Annotated in this window: 13 protein-coding genes and 1 pseudogene; 10 read left to right on the top strand and 4 right to left on the bottom strand. The window is 37.2% G+C overall.

The features are described 5' to 3' along the window. The first annotated feature begins 98 nt into the window (after positions 1-98). The 6 genes and pseudogenes from EBF12_RS00830 to EBF12_RS00850 all read left to right on the top strand — a co-directional run bounded on the left by EBF12_RS00830 (position 99) and on the right by EBF12_RS00850 (position 7,272). On the top strand, positions 99-1,190 hold the full coding sequence (locus tag EBF12_RS00830; protein WP_121725973.1) for an NAD(P)-dependent alcohol dehydrogenase: 1,092 nt from the start codon (positions 99-101) through the stop codon (positions 1,188-1,190). 417 nt (positions 1,191-1,607) lie between these two features. After that, positions 1,608-2,411: pseudogene (locus tag EBF12_RS00835) on the top strand (DNA methyltransferase); the annotation flags it as partial. Then, the gene (locus EBF12_RS11560) at positions 2,368-2,808 is read left to right on the top strand and encodes a hypothetical protein (protein ID WP_244196282.1); all 441 of its coding nucleotides are present in this window, start codon (positions 2,368-2,370) and stop codon (positions 2,806-2,808) included. The pseudogene EBF12_RS00835 and the gene EBF12_RS11560, both read left to right, overlap by 44 nt. Further along, complete coding sequence (locus EBF12_RS00840; protein ID WP_244196283.1) at positions 2,739-3,866, top strand: DNA methyltransferase; 1,128 nt, start codon at positions 2,739-2,741, stop codon at positions 3,864-3,866. Before EBF12_RS11560 ends, EBF12_RS00840 begins: the two co-directional genes overlap by 70 nt. Further along, positions 3,859-6,405 (top strand): DEAD/DEAH box helicase family protein, encoded by a 2,547-nt coding sequence (locus EBF12_RS00845; protein WP_121725974.1) that lies wholly within the window; start codon positions 3,859-3,861, stop codon positions 6,403-6,405. Before EBF12_RS00840 ends, EBF12_RS00845 begins: the two co-directional genes overlap by 8 nt. A 105-nt stretch (positions 6,406-6,510) precedes the next feature. Continuing rightward, positions 6,511-7,272 (top strand): TSUP family transporter, encoded by a 762-nt coding sequence (locus EBF12_RS00850; protein WP_121725975.1) that lies wholly within the window; start codon positions 6,511-6,513, stop codon positions 7,270-7,272. An 11-nt stretch (positions 7,273-7,283) separates the two neighbouring features. On the opposite strand, the gene murD is transcribed toward EBF12_RS00850, so the two are convergent. Beyond that, complete coding sequence (gene murD / locus EBF12_RS00855; protein WP_121725976.1) at positions 7,284-8,546, bottom strand: UDP-N-acetylmuramoyl-L-alanine--D-glutamate ligase; 1,263 nt, start codon at positions 8,544-8,546, stop codon at positions 7,284-7,286. 20 nt (positions 8,547-8,566) lie between these two features. After that, entirely contained in the window at positions 8,567-9,646 is a 1,080-nt protein-coding gene (mraY, locus tag EBF12_RS00860) for a phospho-N-acetylmuramoyl-pentapeptide-transferase (protein WP_121725977.1), read from the bottom strand. Between the two features lie 123 nt (positions 9,647-9,769). Here mraY and gpmI point away from each other — a divergent pair, with 123 nt between their 5' ends. The 3 genes from gpmI to EBF12_RS00880 all read left to right on the top strand — a co-directional run bounded on the left by gpmI (position 9,770) and on the right by EBF12_RS00880 (position 14,291). Further along, a complete protein-coding gene (gpmI, locus tag EBF12_RS00865) occupies positions 9,770-11,239 on the top strand; it encodes a 2,3-bisphosphoglycerate-independent phosphoglycerate mutase (protein ID WP_121725978.1) in 1,470 nt (489 codons plus the stop codon). Between the two features lie 189 nt (positions 11,240-11,428). Then, the gene (locus EBF12_RS00870) at positions 11,429-13,291 is read left to right on the top strand and encodes a hypothetical protein (RefSeq protein WP_244196284.1); all 1,863 of its coding nucleotides are present in this window, start codon (positions 11,429-11,431) and stop codon (positions 13,289-13,291) included. Beyond that, positions 13,236-14,291 (top strand): hypothetical protein, encoded by a 1,056-nt coding sequence (locus EBF12_RS00880; RefSeq protein ID WP_244196285.1) that lies wholly within the window; start codon positions 13,236-13,238, stop codon positions 14,289-14,291. The genes EBF12_RS00870 and EBF12_RS00880 overlap by 56 nt, the downstream gene beginning before the upstream one ends. Before the next feature lie 80 nt (positions 14,292-14,371). On the opposite strand, the gene EBF12_RS00885 is transcribed toward EBF12_RS00880, so the two are convergent. Both EBF12_RS00885 and EBF12_RS00890 read right to left on the bottom strand, forming a co-directional pair. Further along, positions 14,372-14,947 (bottom strand): hypothetical protein, encoded by a 576-nt coding sequence (locus EBF12_RS00885; protein ID WP_121725979.1) that lies wholly within the window; start codon positions 14,945-14,947, stop codon positions 14,372-14,374. Between the two features lie 100 nt (positions 14,948-15,047). Beyond that, positions 15,048-17,243, bottom strand: a complete 2,196-nt coding sequence (locus EBF12_RS00890; protein ID WP_121725980.1) for a TonB-dependent receptor domain-containing protein — start codon at positions 17,241-17,243, stop codon at positions 15,048-15,050. A gap of 266 nt (positions 17,244-17,509) precedes the next feature. On the opposite strand from EBF12_RS00890, the gene flhF reads away from it, so the two are divergent. Then, on the top strand, positions 17,510-19,027 hold the full coding sequence (gene flhF / locus EBF12_RS00895) for a flagellar biosynthesis GTPase FlhF (protein ID WP_121725981.1): 1,518 nt from the start codon (positions 17,510-17,512) through the stop codon (positions 19,025-19,027). The last annotated feature ends 16 nt before the right edge of the window (positions 19,028-19,043 follow it).

Raw genomic sequence — 19,043 nt, forward strand, 5'->3', positions numbered from 1 at the left:
TCTATATGTTTGCCTAGATGTGTATGAATTTGCTTGTTAGCACTTCTTATAAACAAATATTATAGAATCTTAGCTATTTATTATTCAAAGGAAACACTATGCTTTTAGAAGACAATTTAGCCCAAGCCAAAAATGGGCAAAAAATCACCGCAAAAGGCTATGCAGTCGCACATAAAGATGACACATTTAAGCCTTTTAGCTTCACGCGACACGCGATGGGGGAGAATGATATTTTACTTGAGATTCTCTATGCTGGAATCTGCCATAGCGATATACACTCCGCTAGAAGTGAGTGGAAAGAGGGAATTTATCCTATGGTGCCCGGGCACGAGATAGCTGGGCGTGTGGTGGCTGTGGGCAAAAATGTGAGTAAGTTTAAGATCGGCGATTATGCAGGGGTTGGCTGTATGGTGAATTCCTGTGGGGAGTGTAGTGCTTGCAAACAAAGTCAAGAGCAGTTTTGCGAAAATGGCAAGGCGGTTTTCACCTATGATTGCCTTGATTGCTTCCACGATAATGCCCCAACTTATGGAGGCTACTCAAATAATATCGTTGTGAGTGAAAACTTTGCGATTAAAGTGCCGCAAAATGCCCCATTAGACAAGGTCGCCCCATTGCTTTGTGCGGGTATCACCACTTATAGCCCCTTAAAATTTAGCAAAGTCAAAAAGGGTGATAAAGTCGCAGTAGCGGGATTTGGCGGACTTGGGCTTATGGCGGTAAAATACGCCCTGTATCTTGGCGCGGAAGTGAGTATCTTTGCACGAAATACGCTTAAGGCACAAGAAGCTAAAGATTTGGGGATAAAGGCTCTCTACACAAATACGAGTGAGTGTAAGGAGCGATTTGACTTTATCATCTCTACCATTCCTACCGCTTATGATGTCAATAGCTATGTGGATTTGCTGAAGTTTGGCGGAGAGCTGGCAATCGTAGGGCTGCCCCCTGTGGAGCTAAAAACGCATATTGATGTAACGCGTCTTGTCTTTTCTGCTGGGAAAAAGGTGTATGGCTCACTCATTGGCGGCATAAAAGAGACGCAAGAAATGCTAGATATTTCCGTGCAGCAGGGAATCTACCCTGAAGTAGAAATCATTAGTGTAAAGGACATTGACAAAGCATATAGCAATCTTACAAGCGGGAAGGCAAGATTCCGCTATGTGATTGATATGGGAAGCTTGGAGGGATGAGACTACAAGGATTCTGCTAGAATCCTTGCTCTAGATTCTATTACTTTGGGTGAGTGTGGAGACTAAAAATATCAAATACCAAAGGCTTTGGACTTGACTATAACATATATTATTTATAGAATCTCGTTTAGTTTTGTTTTCATAATAACAAACGAGCTATAGATGGCTTGAAAGCAGTGCTAATATATGAGTCTGTAGGCAAAGGAGATACTTCATATTCTTACATTGTAAGTTTTTACACATTACATTTTGCAGTTAGGAGAAGTTATGAAAAATGAATTATTGCAAGATTTAGAAAATCGCTTTGAAACTTTAAAGTATATTAGAAATTTAGCACAAAGCTATGATGAAAAATTGTTTTGTTATCTTTTGGAGCAAAGCACATACAAAGATGAGTTTAAGAATAGATTTTTTATTATGCGAAATAACACTTATATTTTTAAGCTTAATGACTTTTTGACCTTTTTAGACCTTAGAAATTTAAGCGGTAGCTTCACAAGTTATACAAATAAAATAGGACTAGGATTTAAAACAAAAAGCTTTTTAAAAACAAATAATGAAGTCGTGCTAAATTTTGCTTTTAAAGATGGCGTGATAAAAGGCGGACAAAGTAAAGATGAGGATAAAAAGAATGAGATATTTTTCAATGAGATTTTGGCAAAAGATGAAATAGATGTGCTATTTGCTAGAAAAGCACTACAAAACTTTGAGCTAGTTAGTGGTAATTACTTATCTTGTCATACTGAGCATTCCCCTTGTCATACTGAGCGAAGCGAAGTATCTCAAAGAGATTCTTCGGCTTTTTCAAAGCCTCAGAATGACAAAATAAAATCCGCACTCAAAAACACTCCAAATTTACTCATCAAAGGCAATAACCTTTTAGCTTTGCACTCTTTAAAAAAGAAGTTTGCAAATAAAGTAAAGCTTATCTACATAGACCCGCCTTATAATACAGGCAATGACAGCTTTAATTATAATGATAGATTCAACCACTCATCGTGGCTTTGCTTTATGAAAAACCGCCTTGAAATAGCAAGGGAATTTTTAAGAGATGATGGCGTGATATTTATACAATGCGATGATAACGAACAGGCTTATTTAAAAGTGTTAATGGACGAGATTTTCGGGCGGGAGAATTTTGTCGGTTGTATTGTATGGCTTAAAGGTAACGCACAAAATGATGCCGATACAATGCAAAGAAATCAAGAATATATCCTATGCTAAAAATATAGAATCTAAACCCCTTTATAAAATCAAGCAAAAAGTCAATGTAAAAGCCTTTAAAGATGAAAAAACAGGTAGATTCTACTACGAGGGAGCGGGACTTACCACAGGTGGAGCAGGTGGAACACTAAATGCAAGACCAAATTTAGGATTTAGCATTTATTATAATCCGCAAACAAAAGATTTTTTTGCAAAAGATGATTATGATAGAGAATTAGCAAAAATTAGTAATGATGAAAATGAAGTTTATACCAGCGATTCCACTTTTTTGGAGGGCGGTTATGAAATAATCCGTCCTCCAAAAAAGGGTGTTGGACTTGGGCGTTGGACAAATTTAACACTTCTAAAAATGATATTCTTATTCGTAGAAATAATAATGGCTATATTGTTGTAAAAAAAGAGTGGCTAGATTCTAAACAAGTCAAACAAGATGAAAATGGCAACTACTATGCGATAATAGAAAAGGAAAATCCGCCCAAAAGCTTTGCTGACTTTGTGGGAAGTGGCGTAGGAAGCAAGGAAAATAAAGCCCTTTTTGATACAAAAGTGTTTAATAATCCAAAACCAGAAGCACTTATGAAATATATTATTGAAATATCTACAAGGGCGGTGGCGGAAGGATTTTGTGATGATTTTGTGGGTTGTCAAGGTGGAGACGAAGGGAGTTTATTAAACATAAATGACCGAGCCGACAACGCAGACTCCCGCAAAAGCACACAAAAGCCAACGCCTGATTTAGTAATGGACTTTTTTGCAGGAAGCGGGACGACTTGCGCCGTAGCACATAAAATGAAAAGACGCTGGATAGGGATTGAACAAATGGACTATATAGAATCTATCACAAAAGAAAGACTCAAAAAAGTCATAGAAGGGGAGCAAGGGGGTATTTCTAAGGCGGTTGGTTGGCAAGGAGGTGGGAGCTTTATCTATACAGAGCTTATGCCTTTAAATGTAGCGTATAAAGAGAGAATAAAAAATTTAGCTTGTCATACGGAAACTACCCATTGTCATACTGAGTTTCCCCCTTGTCATACTGAGCCTTTAGGCGAAGTATCTAACAATGCAGAATCTACAAGAGATTTGCATAAAGATATTTCGCTATCGCTCAATATGACAAATCCACAGAAAGATTTTTCGCCTGTTTCACAGGCTCAAAATGACAAGACAAGAGCATATCACAATGTGGAATCTAGTAGTGAAAAGGAGCTTGACAAGCTGTATAAAGATTTAGAATCTAAAGCTTTTTTAGATTATCGTATAGATTTACCAGAAATTTTAGAAAATAAAGAGTTTAAAGAATTAGATTTAGAAAAGAAAAAAGAAGCTTTGCTAAGCATTTTAGATTCTAATATGGACTATGTGTTATATGGGGATATAGAAGATAAGGATTATGCAATATCTAGCGAAGTTATAGAGCTTAATAAAATATTTTATGGTGATGATAATGTTTAGTAAAAAGTTACATGAAACCTTACTAGAAGAGTTTGGAAAAAGAGGGTTGGAAGATATAGAGATACCTTTGTATATCAAAGAAAATTTATCTAAAGAGTTAAGAATCTACCAAGAAAAAGCACTGAAATATTATTATGCTAATGTAGATTCTATAAAACAAAATCACTTAATGTTTAATATGGCAACGGGCAGTGGGAAAACGCTGATAATGGCGGCTTTAATACTTGATTGCTATAAAAGGGGATATAGAGATTTTATTTTCTTTGTAAATTCTAATTCTATATTGGAAAAAACTAAGGCGAATTTTGCTGATAAATATTCAAGTAAATATCTTTTTAAAGAGAGTATCAATATAGATTCTGAAAATGTAGAGATTAATATTATTAATAATCTAAGTGAAAGTAAAGATGAATGTATCAATATACATTTTACGACTATACAGGCTCTATTCTCTTTATTTAAAACAGAAAAGGAAAATTCTTTAAGCTTTAGTGATTTAGTGGATAAAAAGATTGTGTTATTAGCTGATGAAGCACATCATTTAAATAGCGATACTAAAAGTAAAAGCGAAAAAGAAAATAAAGAGGGTTGGGAGACAATCATAACAAAGGCTTATGAAAGCAATAAAGAAAATTTATTATTTGAATTTAGTGCTACGATACCACAAGAGGCTAATGTTTTAGAAAAATATACAAATAAAATAATTTATGAATACGCTTTAAAAGAGTTTTGCAAAGACGGCTATTCTAAACGGATATTTCTAACAAAATATAACAATGAAACCTTAGAGTATAGAATCTTAGGCAGTATGCTAACAAGCCTTTATAGAGAGCTACTCGCACAAAAGCATAATATCATACTAAAACCTGTAATAATGTATAAAAGTGAATCTATACCTAACTCAAATCAAAATGAAAAGTTTTTTATAAATTTTTTAGAAAATTTAGAAGCTTCTCAAATAAGTAGCTTTTATGAAAATATTGATAAAGAGAGTGATCTTTTACATAAAAGCTTAGAATTTTTTAAAAGAGAATATGGCTTATCGTATGCAAATAGTATTATCAACTTTTTAAAGAATAATTTTAAATCATTGTATATATTAAATACAAATGATGAAAAAGAGCTTGAAAAAAATCAAGTATTATTGAATACTTTGGAGGATATAAATAATGAAATAAGAGTGATTTTTTCAGTAGATAAACTCAATGAGGGTTGGGATGTGCTAAACCTTTTTGATATAGTTAGACTTGGTAGCAATAAAGCTAGTAAGGCTATTACGACTAAGGAAGTGCAACTCATAGAAAGAGGTGCTAGATATTATCCTTTTAAAGACCCATCATTTATGTTTGATAGTGATTCTATTTATATAAGAAAATATGATAACGACTTAGATAATGAGCTAAACGCCCTAGAGAGACTAAGCTATCATACCATTAATGATGTTGCATTTATTAAAAATCTTAATGAAAGTATGAATAAGCAAGGCTTGCTATTTGAAGAAGAAAAAAGGCGTGTAGATTTAATTGTCAATGAAAAGATAAAGCCTATTATTGACAATAACAAAATTTATTATGCCAATAATAAAAGGATTAGAAGAGGGGATTTACAACTTTTCTCTATGACAAGAGCTGAAATAGAGCAGAAAATAAAAGGACTGCAAATACCACTTTTTTCAAACTCCATAAAAGAAAGTGAAGAGAAATTTGAAATTGTGAAAGAAGAATATGATTTACAAAACTCTTCAACACTTAAATCTATTATAGATACTAAATATTTTTTAAAAGCAATGAATATGTTAGGGCTTAGCTTTAAAGAAATTAATAAGAATCTTGACTTTAAAAGCAAAAGGGATTTTATAGAAAATTATTTAAAAAAAGTATATGTATGCTTTTCAAAGAAACAAACATTTAATATGGAAAATAAACTTGAAATAGCAAAGTATATTTTGGAAAATTTTAAATCCTTAAAGCAAATCATTAAGCAAGAATATGAAGTAAGTGAGTTTCAGTCTCATAAATTTAATATAGGTGATAGAATAATTTTTAAAAATGATGATAATTTTGAAGATTCTAAATTCACTTGGCTATATCATAAGACATTTTGTTATGATAGTGAGCTAGAAAGAGAATTTTTGGAATTTATAGAGAGCAGAAAAGATGATATTGATAAGATGTTTTCTCAATGGTTTATTATAAGAAATGAGGGATTTAAAGAATTTAAAATTTATGATAATCGCGTAAATGAAATAACTTATGGAATGGGCTTTGAGCCTGATTTTATTTTCTTTGGCAAAAAATTGAGTGAAAGGAATGATAAGTTTTTAAGTATTCAATGTTTTATGGAGACAAAGGGAGAGCATTTAGCCCCTAAAGATAGTTGGAAACAGGATTTTCTAGCAGTGCTAAAGGGCAAAAAGCTTGACACAGATACAAATCAAATATTGACATTAGAATCTTTACCATTTTTTATAAATAAAGATATAAGCAAAAATCAAACATTTATTGATGAATTTGATGGGTTTTTAAATAAGCAGAAATAAGAGATAGAAAGCTTAGTAATTTATTAATGGCAGATTAAACAACTTTGTGAAAAAGCATTAAGCTTTGCAAACTATGATTACACAAGGCAAAATAAAGGTTGTGGTATGTTTGGCGGTATTGAAGTAGTTTGGTATATTGTGCTATTTGTAGCTTCTATCTTTGGTGGGCTTGTAGGCTCACTCTCTGGCGGGGCTGGAATGATAACTATGCCCTTGCTTTTGTTGAGTGGATTAAATCCGCTTCAAGCCTTAGCGACAAATAAACTTCAAGCCTGTGTGGGCTCATTCACAGGAGCAGCTCATTATTATAAAAGTGGGCTAATGGACTTTCAGCAAAGTCGCATATACATTGTAATAGCCATTGTGTTTTCTAGTTTGGGGACGGCTTTAGTGCAGTTTGTATCGCTTGAGTTTCTCTCTAAAATTCTGCCTTTTGTGATGATTTTTGTGGGAATGTATTTTTTATTTTCGCCAAAAATAAGCGATGAAGATAAGACAAAGACAAAATATCCATTATTGCTATATGTCTCTTGTGCGGCGGCAAGTGTGTATGGTGGGCTACTAGGCGTGGGGATAGGCTCTTTTGTGTTGATGATTTTTGTAAGTGTAGCAGGGTATGGTCTAAGCAAGGCTTTAGCACATTCTCGCACTTTTGTGTTTAGTATCAATCTCTCTTCGGCATTGCTTTTTATTGCAGGTGGGAATGTGCTGTGGATTCTAGGCATAATGATGTGTTTAGGGCAGATAATAGGGGCGAGTTTGGGAGCGAGACTTGCTCTTAAATCGGGGGCAAAGATTATCCGCCCTGCGGTGATTTGTTTGTGCTTTGCTCTCTCTATCCAGTTGATTATTAGAGAGTTTTTCTAAGTTTAGCTTTGTTAATCTCTCAAAGCAAGTGAGACAAAAAGCTCGCCCCTTTCTTTGTATGAGCTAAACTGATCTAGGCTTGCCGCAGCGGGGGAAAGCAAAACAACATCTTTAGAATCTAGTGTGCGTTTGGCGTGGATTTTACCCATAGCATTGTTAAGATTTTCACATTTTGTAAGGGGGATACCATACTGCTTTGCTAAAGTGGCTAGACGCTCTTCATTTGCCCCAATGCTAAAAATTTCAATCCCCGCCCCCTGCATAGATTCACACATAGATTCAAATAAAGGCGTGAGATTTGCCCCCTTATCATCACCGCCTAAGATAAGCATAAGGTGCGTGTTGGCATAGCGTTTAATCGCTTGAATGGTGGCATCTACATTTGTGCCTTTGCTATCATCAACCCATAGGCGATTATACTTGTCATAAAACTCTTCAATCCTATGCTTACCTATGCTAAAGGTGTTTAATCGCTTAATATCATCAGCCTTACAGGCAAGTTTAGCAATGCTTAAAGCAATCACGCTATCAAGCAAAAAAGGCTCTTTAAATACAATATCTTGCAGGGCGATAGAGCATTTTTGGGCAAGATCAAGGCTAGATTCATAAGTGATAAGATTACCTTTGTATTGGGCTACTATCTCGTGATTGGCAAATTGTGCGGGGATAATAGTGTGAGTTGAACTATCCATAATTGTAAGCGGACTAAGCTTGTCGCTAATGTAGTTTTCAAAACTGCTGTGCCAAGTGATATGATCTTCTCTCACGGGCAAAAGTGCGTAGATTCTAGGATAGGCTTTGTGCGTGTAGTGCAGGGCAAATGAGCTTGTCTCTAGCACCCATATTTTTGTGGCTTTGTTTTGGTATAAAAGGGCTAGGGGTGTGCCGATATTCCCTCCGCTTTGTGCAAAAAATGGCTCTAAAAGCAAAGTTGTCATTTCCGTGGTGGTCGTTTTACCATTTGTGCCACTTATCCAAATGCTTAAAGGCGGATTTGCCTCCTTTTGCAAAAGTGTGTCAAAGTAATCATACTCACTTATAAGATTTTGTGCTTTACGCACGAGCTGATGATAGGGCGGAATACCCGGGCTTAGAATCTCCATATCGCTAGATTCTGGCTCAAAAGTAGATGAAGGGAGCAGGGCATTCCCAAAGTTATCTGTGCTTGTAGATTCAAACTTGTCATCATAAATACAAAGTTTATACCCTTGATTGTTAAGAAAGCTTACAAGCGGAGTGGTAGTAACCCCATAGCCAAAAATACTAATACGCATAGATATTCCTTTAGATTCTATTAGCGGATTTTGAGGCTTAAAATCGCAACGAGATTTGCCAAAATCGCAATAATCCAAAATCGCACGATGATCTTATTCTCCGCCCAACCTCGCACTTCAAAGTGATGATGTATAGGTGCCATAGCAAAGATTCTTTTCTTTCTATATTTGTAACTTCCCACTTGCAAAATCACAGAAAGTGCTTCAATCACAAAAATAATGCCAATGAGTAAAAGTAGAATCTCATTATTTGAAATAATCGCCATAAATGCGATAAAGCCCCCAAGGCTAAGGCTTCCACTATCGCCCATAAAAACTTGAGCAGGGTGGCAGTTATACCACAAGAATCCAAAAAGCGCACCAATTAGGGCTACTGATAAAATAGCTAATTCCCCACTATCTACGACTTTTGGCCATAAAAGATAGCCAGAAAATCCTGCGTGTCCAGCCACATATACAAAAATGGAGAGTGAAAATAACGCACAAATGCTAGGCACAGTAGCCAACCCATCAAGTCCATCGGTGATATTGACCGCATTGCTTGTGGCTAAAAATACAAGTATCCAAAATCCCAATGCAAGGATAGGGATTCCAGCGATTTTAAATGCACCCAAATCAAAAAGCGGATATTTCATAAAAGGCACATAAAGATTTGTATTATGCCCGATATATAAAAGAGCAGAAGTAACAAGAAGTGCTACAACAAAAAGCAAAAAGAATTTCATTTTTGCACTCATTCCTGCATTACTTTTTGCTGATATTTTCATATAGTCATCTCTAGCGCCAATGAGTGCAAAACTCACAATACAAAATAGCCCAAGCAACACATAGGGATTAAAAAGATTTGCACAGAGTAAAGAGGCAAAGAGCATACTTACAATAAAGACAATTCCACCCATTGTGGGGGTATTTTTCTTGCCTTCGTGTGCGGCTACATAAGTGGATATGGGCTGATTAGCCTTTTTTGCCTTTGCCCATTTGATGAAATAGGGCATAAGTAACACGCTACTTCCAAAGGCGAGAAAAAACGCCATTCCCGCACGGAAAGTAATATAGGAGAAAATATTAATCCCAAAATGTTGATAAAGCCAATAGAGCATATTTGAATCCTTTGGTAGTTATGTGAATCTCACATAAAGCTAGGGAATTTGATTTGGTTGGTGAAAGATTTTTGATTTTAGCTACAATTAGTTAATTTCAATCAAATATTTAAAGGAACATAAATGAAAGCGATTCTTGTGATTACTGATGGGATAGGTTATAGCCACAAAACAACGCATAATGCCTTTTATCACGCCAAAAAGCCAAACTATGATTATTTATTTGAAAATGTGCCTTATGGTATGATTGATACATTTGGTTTGAGCGTGGGGCTGCCGGAGGGGCAAATGGGGAATTCGGAAGTGGGGCATATGTGTATAGGCTCTGGGCGGATTTTGTATCAAGATTTGGTTAGGATTGCAAATGCCATTACAAGCGGTGAGTTAGCACAAAATCCTGCGTTGCTTGGGGTGATTAAAGATTCTAGCGTGGTGCATTTATGCGGGTTATTAAGCGATGGCGGGGTGCATTCGCATATCTCACATTTTAAGGCGTTGATAGAGATTTTTTCACTTCAGGGCAAAACTATCAAGCTTCATCTTATCACTGATGGGCGAGATGTGCTTCCACAAAGTGCGTTAGGGTATTTAAGCGAGATAGAAAAGCTGTGTAATGAAAAAGTAAGTATCGCAAGTATTTCAGGGCGATTTTATGCGATGGATAGGGATAAGCGATGGGAGCGAGTGCAACAAGCCTATCAAAGCATAGCACAAGGTAAGAATTCTAGCTCTCTTTCTCCGCAAGAGTATATCAAAACTCAATATGATGAGGGTATATTTGATGAGTTTATTATCCCGGCGAGTTTTGGCGGATATAAGGGTATGGAGGCAGGAGAGGCTTTTATCTTTGTGAATTTCCGCTCTGATAGGGCAAGAGAGATTGTAGAATCTTTAGGCAATCCACACTTTAGCGAGTTTGAGCGGGAGTTTATCCCACTATCTATCGCCACGATGACAGAATATGATGCGACATTTCCCTATCCCATACTTTTTCCCAAGCAAAAGGTGCAAAATACCCTTGCAGAAGTCATTGCCACAAATGGTTTAAGGCAGTTTCACACCGCTGAAACAGAGAAATACGCACATGTTACATTTTTCTTTAATGGTGGGCGGGAAGAACCCTATCCCAATGAAGAGCGTTGCCTTGTGCCTTCACCTAATGTGAAGACCTATGACTTGCAACCGGAGATGAGTGCGAATGAAGTGGGGCAATGTGTGCTAGGGGCGATGAAAGAAGGCTATGACTTTATTGTTGTAAATTTTGCTAATGGCGATATGGTGGGGCATACGGGTAATTTTGAAGCGGCGATTAGGGCTGTTGAAGCGGTGGATTATGAGCTTGGCAGGATTATAGAATCTGCCAAAGCAAACAACTATGTGTTATTTATCACAAGCGATCACGGCAATTGCGAAGAGATGAAAGATGAAAATGGCAATATGCTCACAAACCACACAATCGGGCAGGTATGGTGCTTTGGAATGATTAATGGAGTGGAGCATATCGCAAATGGTGGGCTAAATAATATCGCCCCAAGTATCCTAAAAGCAATGAATCTGCCTATACCGCAAGAGATGGACAAGCCATTGTTTTAGATTCTAGCCACAAGGACAAAATGGCATATTGTGAGTTAAGAAAAGATGAGCGTATATAGCGATAAGAGCATCTAGGCTTAAGTAGGATTATTGCAAGTTTAGAATCTGCTATAATACACGCTCTAAAATCATAAAAGCACCGATTTTGCTACAATACAAACTTTAATCACAAAATAAAAGCGAGTAAAAATGTATCCCATAAATCTCCCAGAAGAAGAGCTAAAAAACAAAGTGGCAGCTGATTTTTTCAGCCCAAATCCACAGAGTGAGCTTATAAAGCTAGACAAAGATTCTAAAGCATTGCTAAAAATGCTAGATTCTACGCAGATTCTAGGACGGATTGATTTTTGTATAAGCTACAACGCAAAGACACTTTTCCAGCCCATAAATTTCTTATGGGCAGAAGCCAAAAAGGGTAACAAGGCGGATATTATAGAATCTTTTATCCAGCTAATCCTAACCATAGGCAAGGAAAAAACTTATGAAAACAATCTTCCGCCCCTTTTCTTAGGAGCTTTTGATTGCGAGAAAATCGCCTTTATCCCCTACCACGAGCTAGATTCTATCTTTAGCCAAAATGACTTTAATTGGAATGTAACCCCAAGCAACCACGACACAAAAGAGTTTAAAACACTCCACGCCCTAGCAAAAGGGCTTTTAGAATCTAAAAAATATCAATTTAACTTCAAAAGTGATACCAAAGAATTACAATCTTTCATACAAGCAAACTTCACGCTAAATAACCAAAACATCACCAAAATCCCCATAACCAAAAACAACTTCACCACCATTTATCAAAAATGGCTTACAAGCGTAGCCCCTAGCATTGGCATTGATTGGAATCTTGCTAAAAACGCAGGGATTTTAGACGCAGATTTCTACCTAGCAGATTTACTAAGCGCTGAAAATCAAAGCCTACTAGACAAACTCTTTGTCGTGCTAAAACAAACGCATTATGAGTTTAATAAAACCACCACATTTATGGGGACACAGCAAAAAGATACCGCAAGTTTTAATGATAATCAAAAAGCCCACACAGCCTTTTGGAATCTCTATGAACGCCCACCAAAAGAAGAGTATTGGAGCTACATTATAGATAGGCGAGATTTGCTAGTCCCTAGCGATATCAGGGAGAGAAAGGGAGCATTTTTCACCCCGCAAATTTGGGTTAGCAAAGCCCAAAGCTACCTAGCAAAAGCCTTAGGTGAAAACTATCAAAGCGAGTATTATATATGGGATTGTGCCGCAGGGACAGGCAATCTGCTTACAAACCTTACAGAATCTCACAGGCTCTATGCTTCTACCTTAGATAGGGCTGATGTAGAGATTATGCAAGAATTATCAAGCAAAAATGCCCTGCACCTACTGCCAAAGCATATTTTTCAATTTGACTTTTTAAACGATGAGTTTTTTGACAAGCCTTGTGAGAAACACGCCACCACTTGTCATACTGGGCGTGAGCTAGTATCTAAAAATACAGAATCTAAAAGAGATTTTTCGTTTGCTACGCAAACTCAAAATGACAATAGGAAAAAGCAAAGCAACAAAAATGGATTAGATTCTAAATGTCCTCATTGCGTAGAATCTAAGCTGCCAAAATCCCTGCAAGAGATTCTAAAAAATGATGAAAAACGCAAAAAGCTTATTATTTTCATCAATCCTCCCTACGCGGAAGCTGGCACAACCGCACAAACCACAGGCACAGGCAAAAATAAAGATGGCGTAGCCTTAGGCAATATCACTTATGAACGCTACAAAGATTCTATGGGAAAGGCGAGTAATGAGCTTTTCGCGCAATTTTTTATAAGAATCTACAATGAGATTCCACACTGCCACCTAGCTGCCTTTTCAACGCTTAAATATGTCAATTCTAGTAACTTCATAAAGTTTAGAGAGACTTTTCAAGCAAAATTTTTAAAAGGCTTTATCGCTCCTGCTTATACTTTTGATAATGTTAAAGGAAACTTCCCCATAGGCTTTTTAGTTAGGCTTTTTAGTGTGGAATTTAGCCCAATCTCAAATCATAAAAAGCATTACGCTAGATATTTTTAACGACAGCGGAGCAGGTTTAGGAAAGAAAAAATTCTATACTATGCAAAATACGACCGCAAATATAGGCAAATGGATAGCAGGGTATAGGATTAAAAATCCACCTCTTGATTTAGCGATGTTAAATTCTGGGCGAGTGGATTTTCAAAATCAAAAGCTTGTGTATATTAAACATTATGTAGGCGATGAGAGCCACGCTCTTACTCTTACTCTTACTAATCTAATCCCTTGTGCAGTGTTTTTTGCTGTGCGTCATTGTATCAAAGCCACTTGGATAAATGATAGAGACCAGTTTCTAGCCCCTAATAAAAAATGGGAAAAGGACGAGGAATTTCAAAACGACTGCCTTATTTTTATGCTTTTTCACGGACAAAATAGAATTACTGCTAAAGAGGGTATAAATCACTTTATCCCCTTTAGCGAAAAAGATTTAAACGCTGGGGAAGCCTTTGAAAGCCACTTTATGCTTGAATTTATACAAGGTAAAATAAAACTAGATTCCACTTGTCATACTGATTCTACCCCTTGCCATACCGACTCTACCCTTTGTCATACTGAGCGGAGCGAAGTATCTCACACAAAATCTAAAAGAGATTTTTCGTTTGCTACGCAAATTCAAAATGACAATACTCACACTTGCAAAAACGACAAAACAAAATCCAAACTCTTGCAACAAAGTCTTTTTAACGATGAGCAAGACTTTATCCCCACAAAGCCACTTGAATTTGGCGATGAAGCAAAAGAAGTGCTACAAGCAGGAAAAGAGCTTTTTAAGCACTACCACGGACAAGCAAAAGATTCTAAAGACTATAACGCAAACGCCGCACTCTATGACATTAAAGCCCACTTTCAAGGCTTTAATGATAAGGGCAAAATGAATCCACCCCAAAGAGCCGATGATGAAACCTACAAAGAAAAGCTAGGCATACTCAACTACGCCCTAAAAAACTTAGCCAAAAAGATAGAAGTAAAGGTCTATGAATACGCCTTTTTGCTACCATAAGGTTGTGTCATTGATACGCCTTGTCATATTATCTTATTCAAAAAGACACACAAGGTATATTGGAATCTAAGTATCAAACCCTAAATGCTCCCATACACCGCTAAGGCTGTGAGAATAAAGCCAATGCCCAAAACGCTAAAAGCAATTTTGCGTTTGCCCTTACAAAATGAAGTAACAATAAGCCCTGATAGGTAGAAAAGGAGCATTGAAAGTCCAAAGCCAATGGCGATGAAGTCAAAATATGAGAGTTTGAATCCAGCTATTTCGTGTTTGCTCCCACTGCTTTTGTGCATAAGCATTAAGATTCCATATAGTCCCCTATCTATCGTGCGTAGGATAGGCTTACCCTCTTTATCTTTGCTTAAAGTTACGCTGTATTTGATATTTCCCATTGAGAGATTGCCTTTCATCATACGCACTTGCGTATCTTCGGGGATTTGGAGATTCTTATTTTTAAGAATGGTTATGATAAACTCCTCTTCTTGCCCCTTTTGTGGCATAGAATCTAGTGGAATATCAATAATGGTTGCACCAGAATTTTGACGAATTTCAAAAATGTAAAGCACACCTGTTATCGCATATATCAACGCTGCTGGGAGAAAAAATAAGTTTAGATACAAGTGCAGTTGCATCCAAAATTTACGATGAAGTTTCATAATGTGAAAGTCCTTAAGTAATGATATAAATTCTCACAATCCTATCTAAAGATTGTGAGTTAAGTGTGAAATGCGATGCTTAAATTCTAAATCATAGAATCTAAAAGTCCGCCCTAAAGCTTATCCAATAGTTTCGGCTTGGCAAGATTCTTTGGTATTTGTTTTGTGCGTTGGTTGTAGAGCTGTTGCCACTTGTTGTGTAGCTTGCATAATCCATAAAATACACATCAAAGAGATTATTAACCGCTAGAGTTAGGGCATAGTGTTTGCCGATTTTGTAGCTTGCTGCAACATCTACAAGCTGATAGTCTTTGTAATACTGCCCTACAATCTCTCGCACATTTGTTCGTGCATTGGATCCTGCATAAGGTGTGGGCGTTTTGTATTTCCCGCTCCATCGCACATACATATCAAAATTGCCATATTGATATTTTGGGGTAATAGTAAAGCTGTGTCGCGGGATAGAATTTATCGGCTCTCCTTTGCCCGAGCCACTTAGAGCTTTTGTATAGGTAAATCCATATCCTGCATCAAGGGAAAATCCACCAATAGGCTTAATCTTTGCACTTAGTTCTGCTCCGCTTACAAGACTTTTTTCCACATTACGATAAGTAGAGCAGGTGCTAGAACCGGGGCAGATTTGGTTTGTCCCGGGGATTTGTGTGTTACCTGTTATACCTTGTAATGTTTCAATTTGATTATTAAAATCTGTGTAATAGCCTGTGAGAATAAACATCGCTGGATCTGTATCTACAATCGCACTAAGCTCGTAGTTCCAGCTTTGCTCGGGCTTTAGGTTTGGATTCCCATAAGATTCTGTTGTAGAGCTACCGCTGCTAGTGCTTGTGGTAATAACACCATCAGTGGTTTGCAAAAGTGTAGGGATAAGCATACCATTTGCTACACCTGCTTTAAATGTCAGCCAATCTGTGGGATTATAATTTACATAGAATCTAGGATTTGGCACGGTGGCGAAGCGATCGCTATAATTATATCGTAAGCCAAGCGTAGTGCTAATAGTTTCATTTATGAGATATTCTCCCTCAGCAAAGATAGCAGCTTGATTTTGGTGCATATTTCTATGTTTGCTAGAGATTGTGCCTATAAGATTCTCAAATTGATAATACACCCCTCCATTAAAAATAATCGCCCCATAATTATTTAAATCAAAGTCATTTGTATAAGTGCTTTGGAATATGGCATTTTGGGCGGTGCGTTTGTTTGCCCAATTGATATAATCCCCTTTATCTGCACCAATGCCAACTTTTGCGTGTGGGGCGATTAAGTTGTAAGAGTGCTGCACATAGCTAGAGAGTTTCCCCCACTCATAGTTTCCATCGTGGCTAAGCACGGAATTAACCTTAAAAAGCTCTTGTATGGAAGTAATGCTACTGCTAGAGGTATTGAGCGTTCCAAGCCGTCCATTATAGACTTCGGAATCTAGATAGATATAATCGCTACTTGTTGGCGTGTAGTTGAGCCTAAAGCCACCGCTAAAATTGCGAGAGCCTGTGGAGGAGTGTGCCGCATAAGGATTGCTATTTTGACTTGGGCTTACCCACGAGGGCTTTAAAAATTCATTTGCATCATTGTATCTTGCAGAGCCACGGAGATTCAGCGAGAGCTTATCTTTGAGAAGAGGGATATTCATATAGGCATTTGTGCCATAGACATTCCCCCATTCACTATTTGGCTCAAAAAGCTTTGTTTCCATTTGGATTCCGCTTGTGAATGTATTTGTATGCTTTTTAGTGATAATATTGATAACCCCCCCCATAGCATCAGAACCATAAATTGTGGAGGCAGGACCACGAATAACTTCAATCCTTTCTATCATTGAAGGTGGCGGCATAAAGGAAGTTTGATTCCCAAGCCCATTTTGCACAAAGCCACGCGTGGTATTTTGGCGTTTGCCATCAATAAGGATAAGCGTGTATGTCGAGCTAAGCCCACGCATAGAGATTGAGTTTTGCCCTGTTTTGTCCTGCTCCACATACACGCCCGGGACATCTTGCACCGCATCACCTATATCGCGAATGGGGCGGGTTAAGATCTCTTCTTTGGGGATTATGGAGATGGACGCTGGAGCGGTTTTCATATCCTGCTCATAGCCCGAAGCGGTAACGACAGATCGTCCAAGATTCACTTTTCTTGTCTCATTGTCAGGGCGAGTTGCGTTAGATTCTAAGGTATTAAGAGAATCGGCAAAAGCACCACTAAGCACAAAACTAACAATGAGAGATATTTTTAAAAGTGGTTTTGTTTGAGAGGAATAATGAGAAGTTAAAGGCTTCATTGTAAATCCTTTTATTAAAATTACAAACAATTCTTATTATCTAAAAAGTTTGTGCGTGGAACTATAGCAGTAAAAAGTTTAAATAAATCTTAACAAAAACTTTTCTTTTAACATCTTGAGAGTATTTTCATAATCCGTAATAGTATGGTAAAAATATGGTGGAAATACGAATCTTTATTATTAAATTACACTGACTTAAGCTCACTTCAACTTCTCTAAAACTCAAACAAGCTATAATCAAGGATTTTATTTGATAGGCGGATATTATGGCAAAGAAACTTCACACCTTTATGGGCGATACTCCAGCTCAAGCACTCAAAAAAGCACAAGAAACCTTTGGGAGCGATATTTTGCTTGTTGAAAACAAGGAGATTCGCAAAAAGTCTCTTACGCAACCGGGCTTATATGAGATTGTTATCGCCGTTGATGAAATAGAGGGTAAGGCTGATACGCAGGATAAAATAGAGCCTAAAGCAGAATCTAGCACGAGCCTAGCCCTAGAGCTTCCGCAAAATAGTGTGCAAAAAAAGCTTGATGAGATTGCTGAAAAGAAAATGGCAAAAAAACGCCAAGAAGCAAACAAGCCCAGAATCTATGATGAAGTAACTTTGCAGCTTTCAAACGCAGTCAAAGAAATCTCACAAATTGCCAATGTGCCTAGCAATATGCCAGAATCTCCAAGTATTATGCCCAAAGATTCAATGCCAGAATCTCCAGTCCTAAGCTCAAATGCCGCGCGTCCATATCCCATAAATGCCGCTCCCAAACCGAGTAAAGCCCAGATTATGCAAAAGCTTGATGAAAGGGCAAATGAAAGGATTCAGGATTTACAGCAAACGCGTTTAGAACAGCACATCAACGAAAGGCTAGAGCTTAAAGAGATAAAAAATGAGCTTGATGATTTAAATGATAGGCTAAAAATCATTCAAAATATGCTATGGGAGGAGAAAAGCCCAAAAAATGAGGGCATAAATATCCCTCAAGAATTTGCTGAAATTTATAGAATTGCTAAAAGTAGCGGAATGAGTAGAGAGCATTTAGATACGATTATGCAGCTATCCTTAGAGCTTATGCCTTTAAAAATGCGTTCAAGTTCAACGACTATCAAGCGGTATTTCCGTGAAGTGTTGCGAAAGATGATTTATTGTAGGAGTGAGAATCTTAACAATAATGATAAAAAAATTATGATGCTTGTAGGACCCACAGGTGTGGGGAAAACAACCACTCTAGCTAAACTTGCTGCGAGATATTCGCTTATGCTTAATAAACGCTATCGCGTGGGTGTGATTACGCTTGATACTTATCGTTTAGCAGCAGTAGATCAGCTTATGGCGTATGCGCGTATGATGAAGCTAAGTATTGATACGGTTGTTGAGCCAGAGGAGCTACCAAAAGCCATAGATTCACTCAAACATTGTGATTATATCCTTATTGACACAGCGGGGCATTCACAGCACGATAGGGGTAAATTGCAAAATATCAAGTCTTATTTGAATACGGATTATAAAATTGACATTAGCCTAGTGCTTGCACTCAATGCCAAGTATGAGGACTTGAAAGATACTTATAATGCCTTTAGTGAGCTTGATATTGATACTTTGATTTTTAGCAAACTTGATGAAAGTCGCAATTTTGGGAATATGTTTTCACTCGTGTATGACACAAAAAAACCCATTTCATATCTTTCAATCGGGCAGGGTGTGCCTAATGACTTAATTTTGGCGAGTAATGATTATTTGGTAGATTGTTTGCTTGATGGATTTAAGTCTCCAGAATCTAAATAGAATATCAATAGGAAAA

Origin of the sequence: Helicobacter labetoulli (genome assembly GCF_003670275.1) — a bacterium.
GTDB lineage: Bacteria > Campylobacterota > Campylobacteria > Campylobacterales > Helicobacteraceae > Helicobacter_C > Helicobacter_C labetoulli.

Coding starts and splice junctions, on each gene's coding strand:
- EBF12_RS00830 (WP_121725973.1), top strand. CDS start 99: ATGCTTTTAGAAGACAATTTAGCCCAAGCCAAAAATGGGCAAAAAATC.
- EBF12_RS11560 (WP_244196282.1), top strand. CDS start 2,368: ATGATGCCGATACAATGCAAAGAAATCAAGAATATATCCTATGCTAAA.
- EBF12_RS00845 (WP_121725974.1), top strand. CDS start 3,859: ATGTTTAGTAAAAAGTTACATGAAACCTTACTAGAAGAGTTTGGAAAA.
- EBF12_RS00850 (WP_121725975.1), top strand. CDS start 6,511: ATGTTTGGCGGTATTGAAGTAGTTTGGTATATTGTGCTATTTGTAGCT.
- murD (WP_121725976.1), bottom strand. CDS start 8,546: ATGCGTATTAGTATTTTTGGCTATGGGGTTACTACCACTCCGCTTGTA.
- mraY (WP_121725977.1), bottom strand. CDS start 9,646: ATGCTCTATTGGCTTTATCAACATTTTGGGATTAATATTTTCTCCTAT.
- gpmI (WP_121725978.1), top strand. CDS start 9,770: ATGAAAGCGATTCTTGTGATTACTGATGGGATAGGTTATAGCCACAAA.
- EBF12_RS00870 (WP_244196284.1), top strand. CDS start 11,429: ATGTATCCCATAAATCTCCCAGAAGAAGAGCTAAAAAACAAAGTGGCA.
- EBF12_RS00885 (WP_121725979.1), bottom strand. CDS start 14,947: ATGAAACTTCATCGTAAATTTTGGATGCAACTGCACTTGTATCTAAAC.
- EBF12_RS00890 (WP_121725980.1), bottom strand. CDS start 17,243: ATGAAGCCTTTAACTTCTCATTATTCCTCTCAAACAAAACCACTTTTA.
- flhF (WP_121725981.1), top strand. CDS start 17,510: ATGGCAAAGAAACTTCACACCTTTATGGGCGATACTCCAGCTCAAGCA.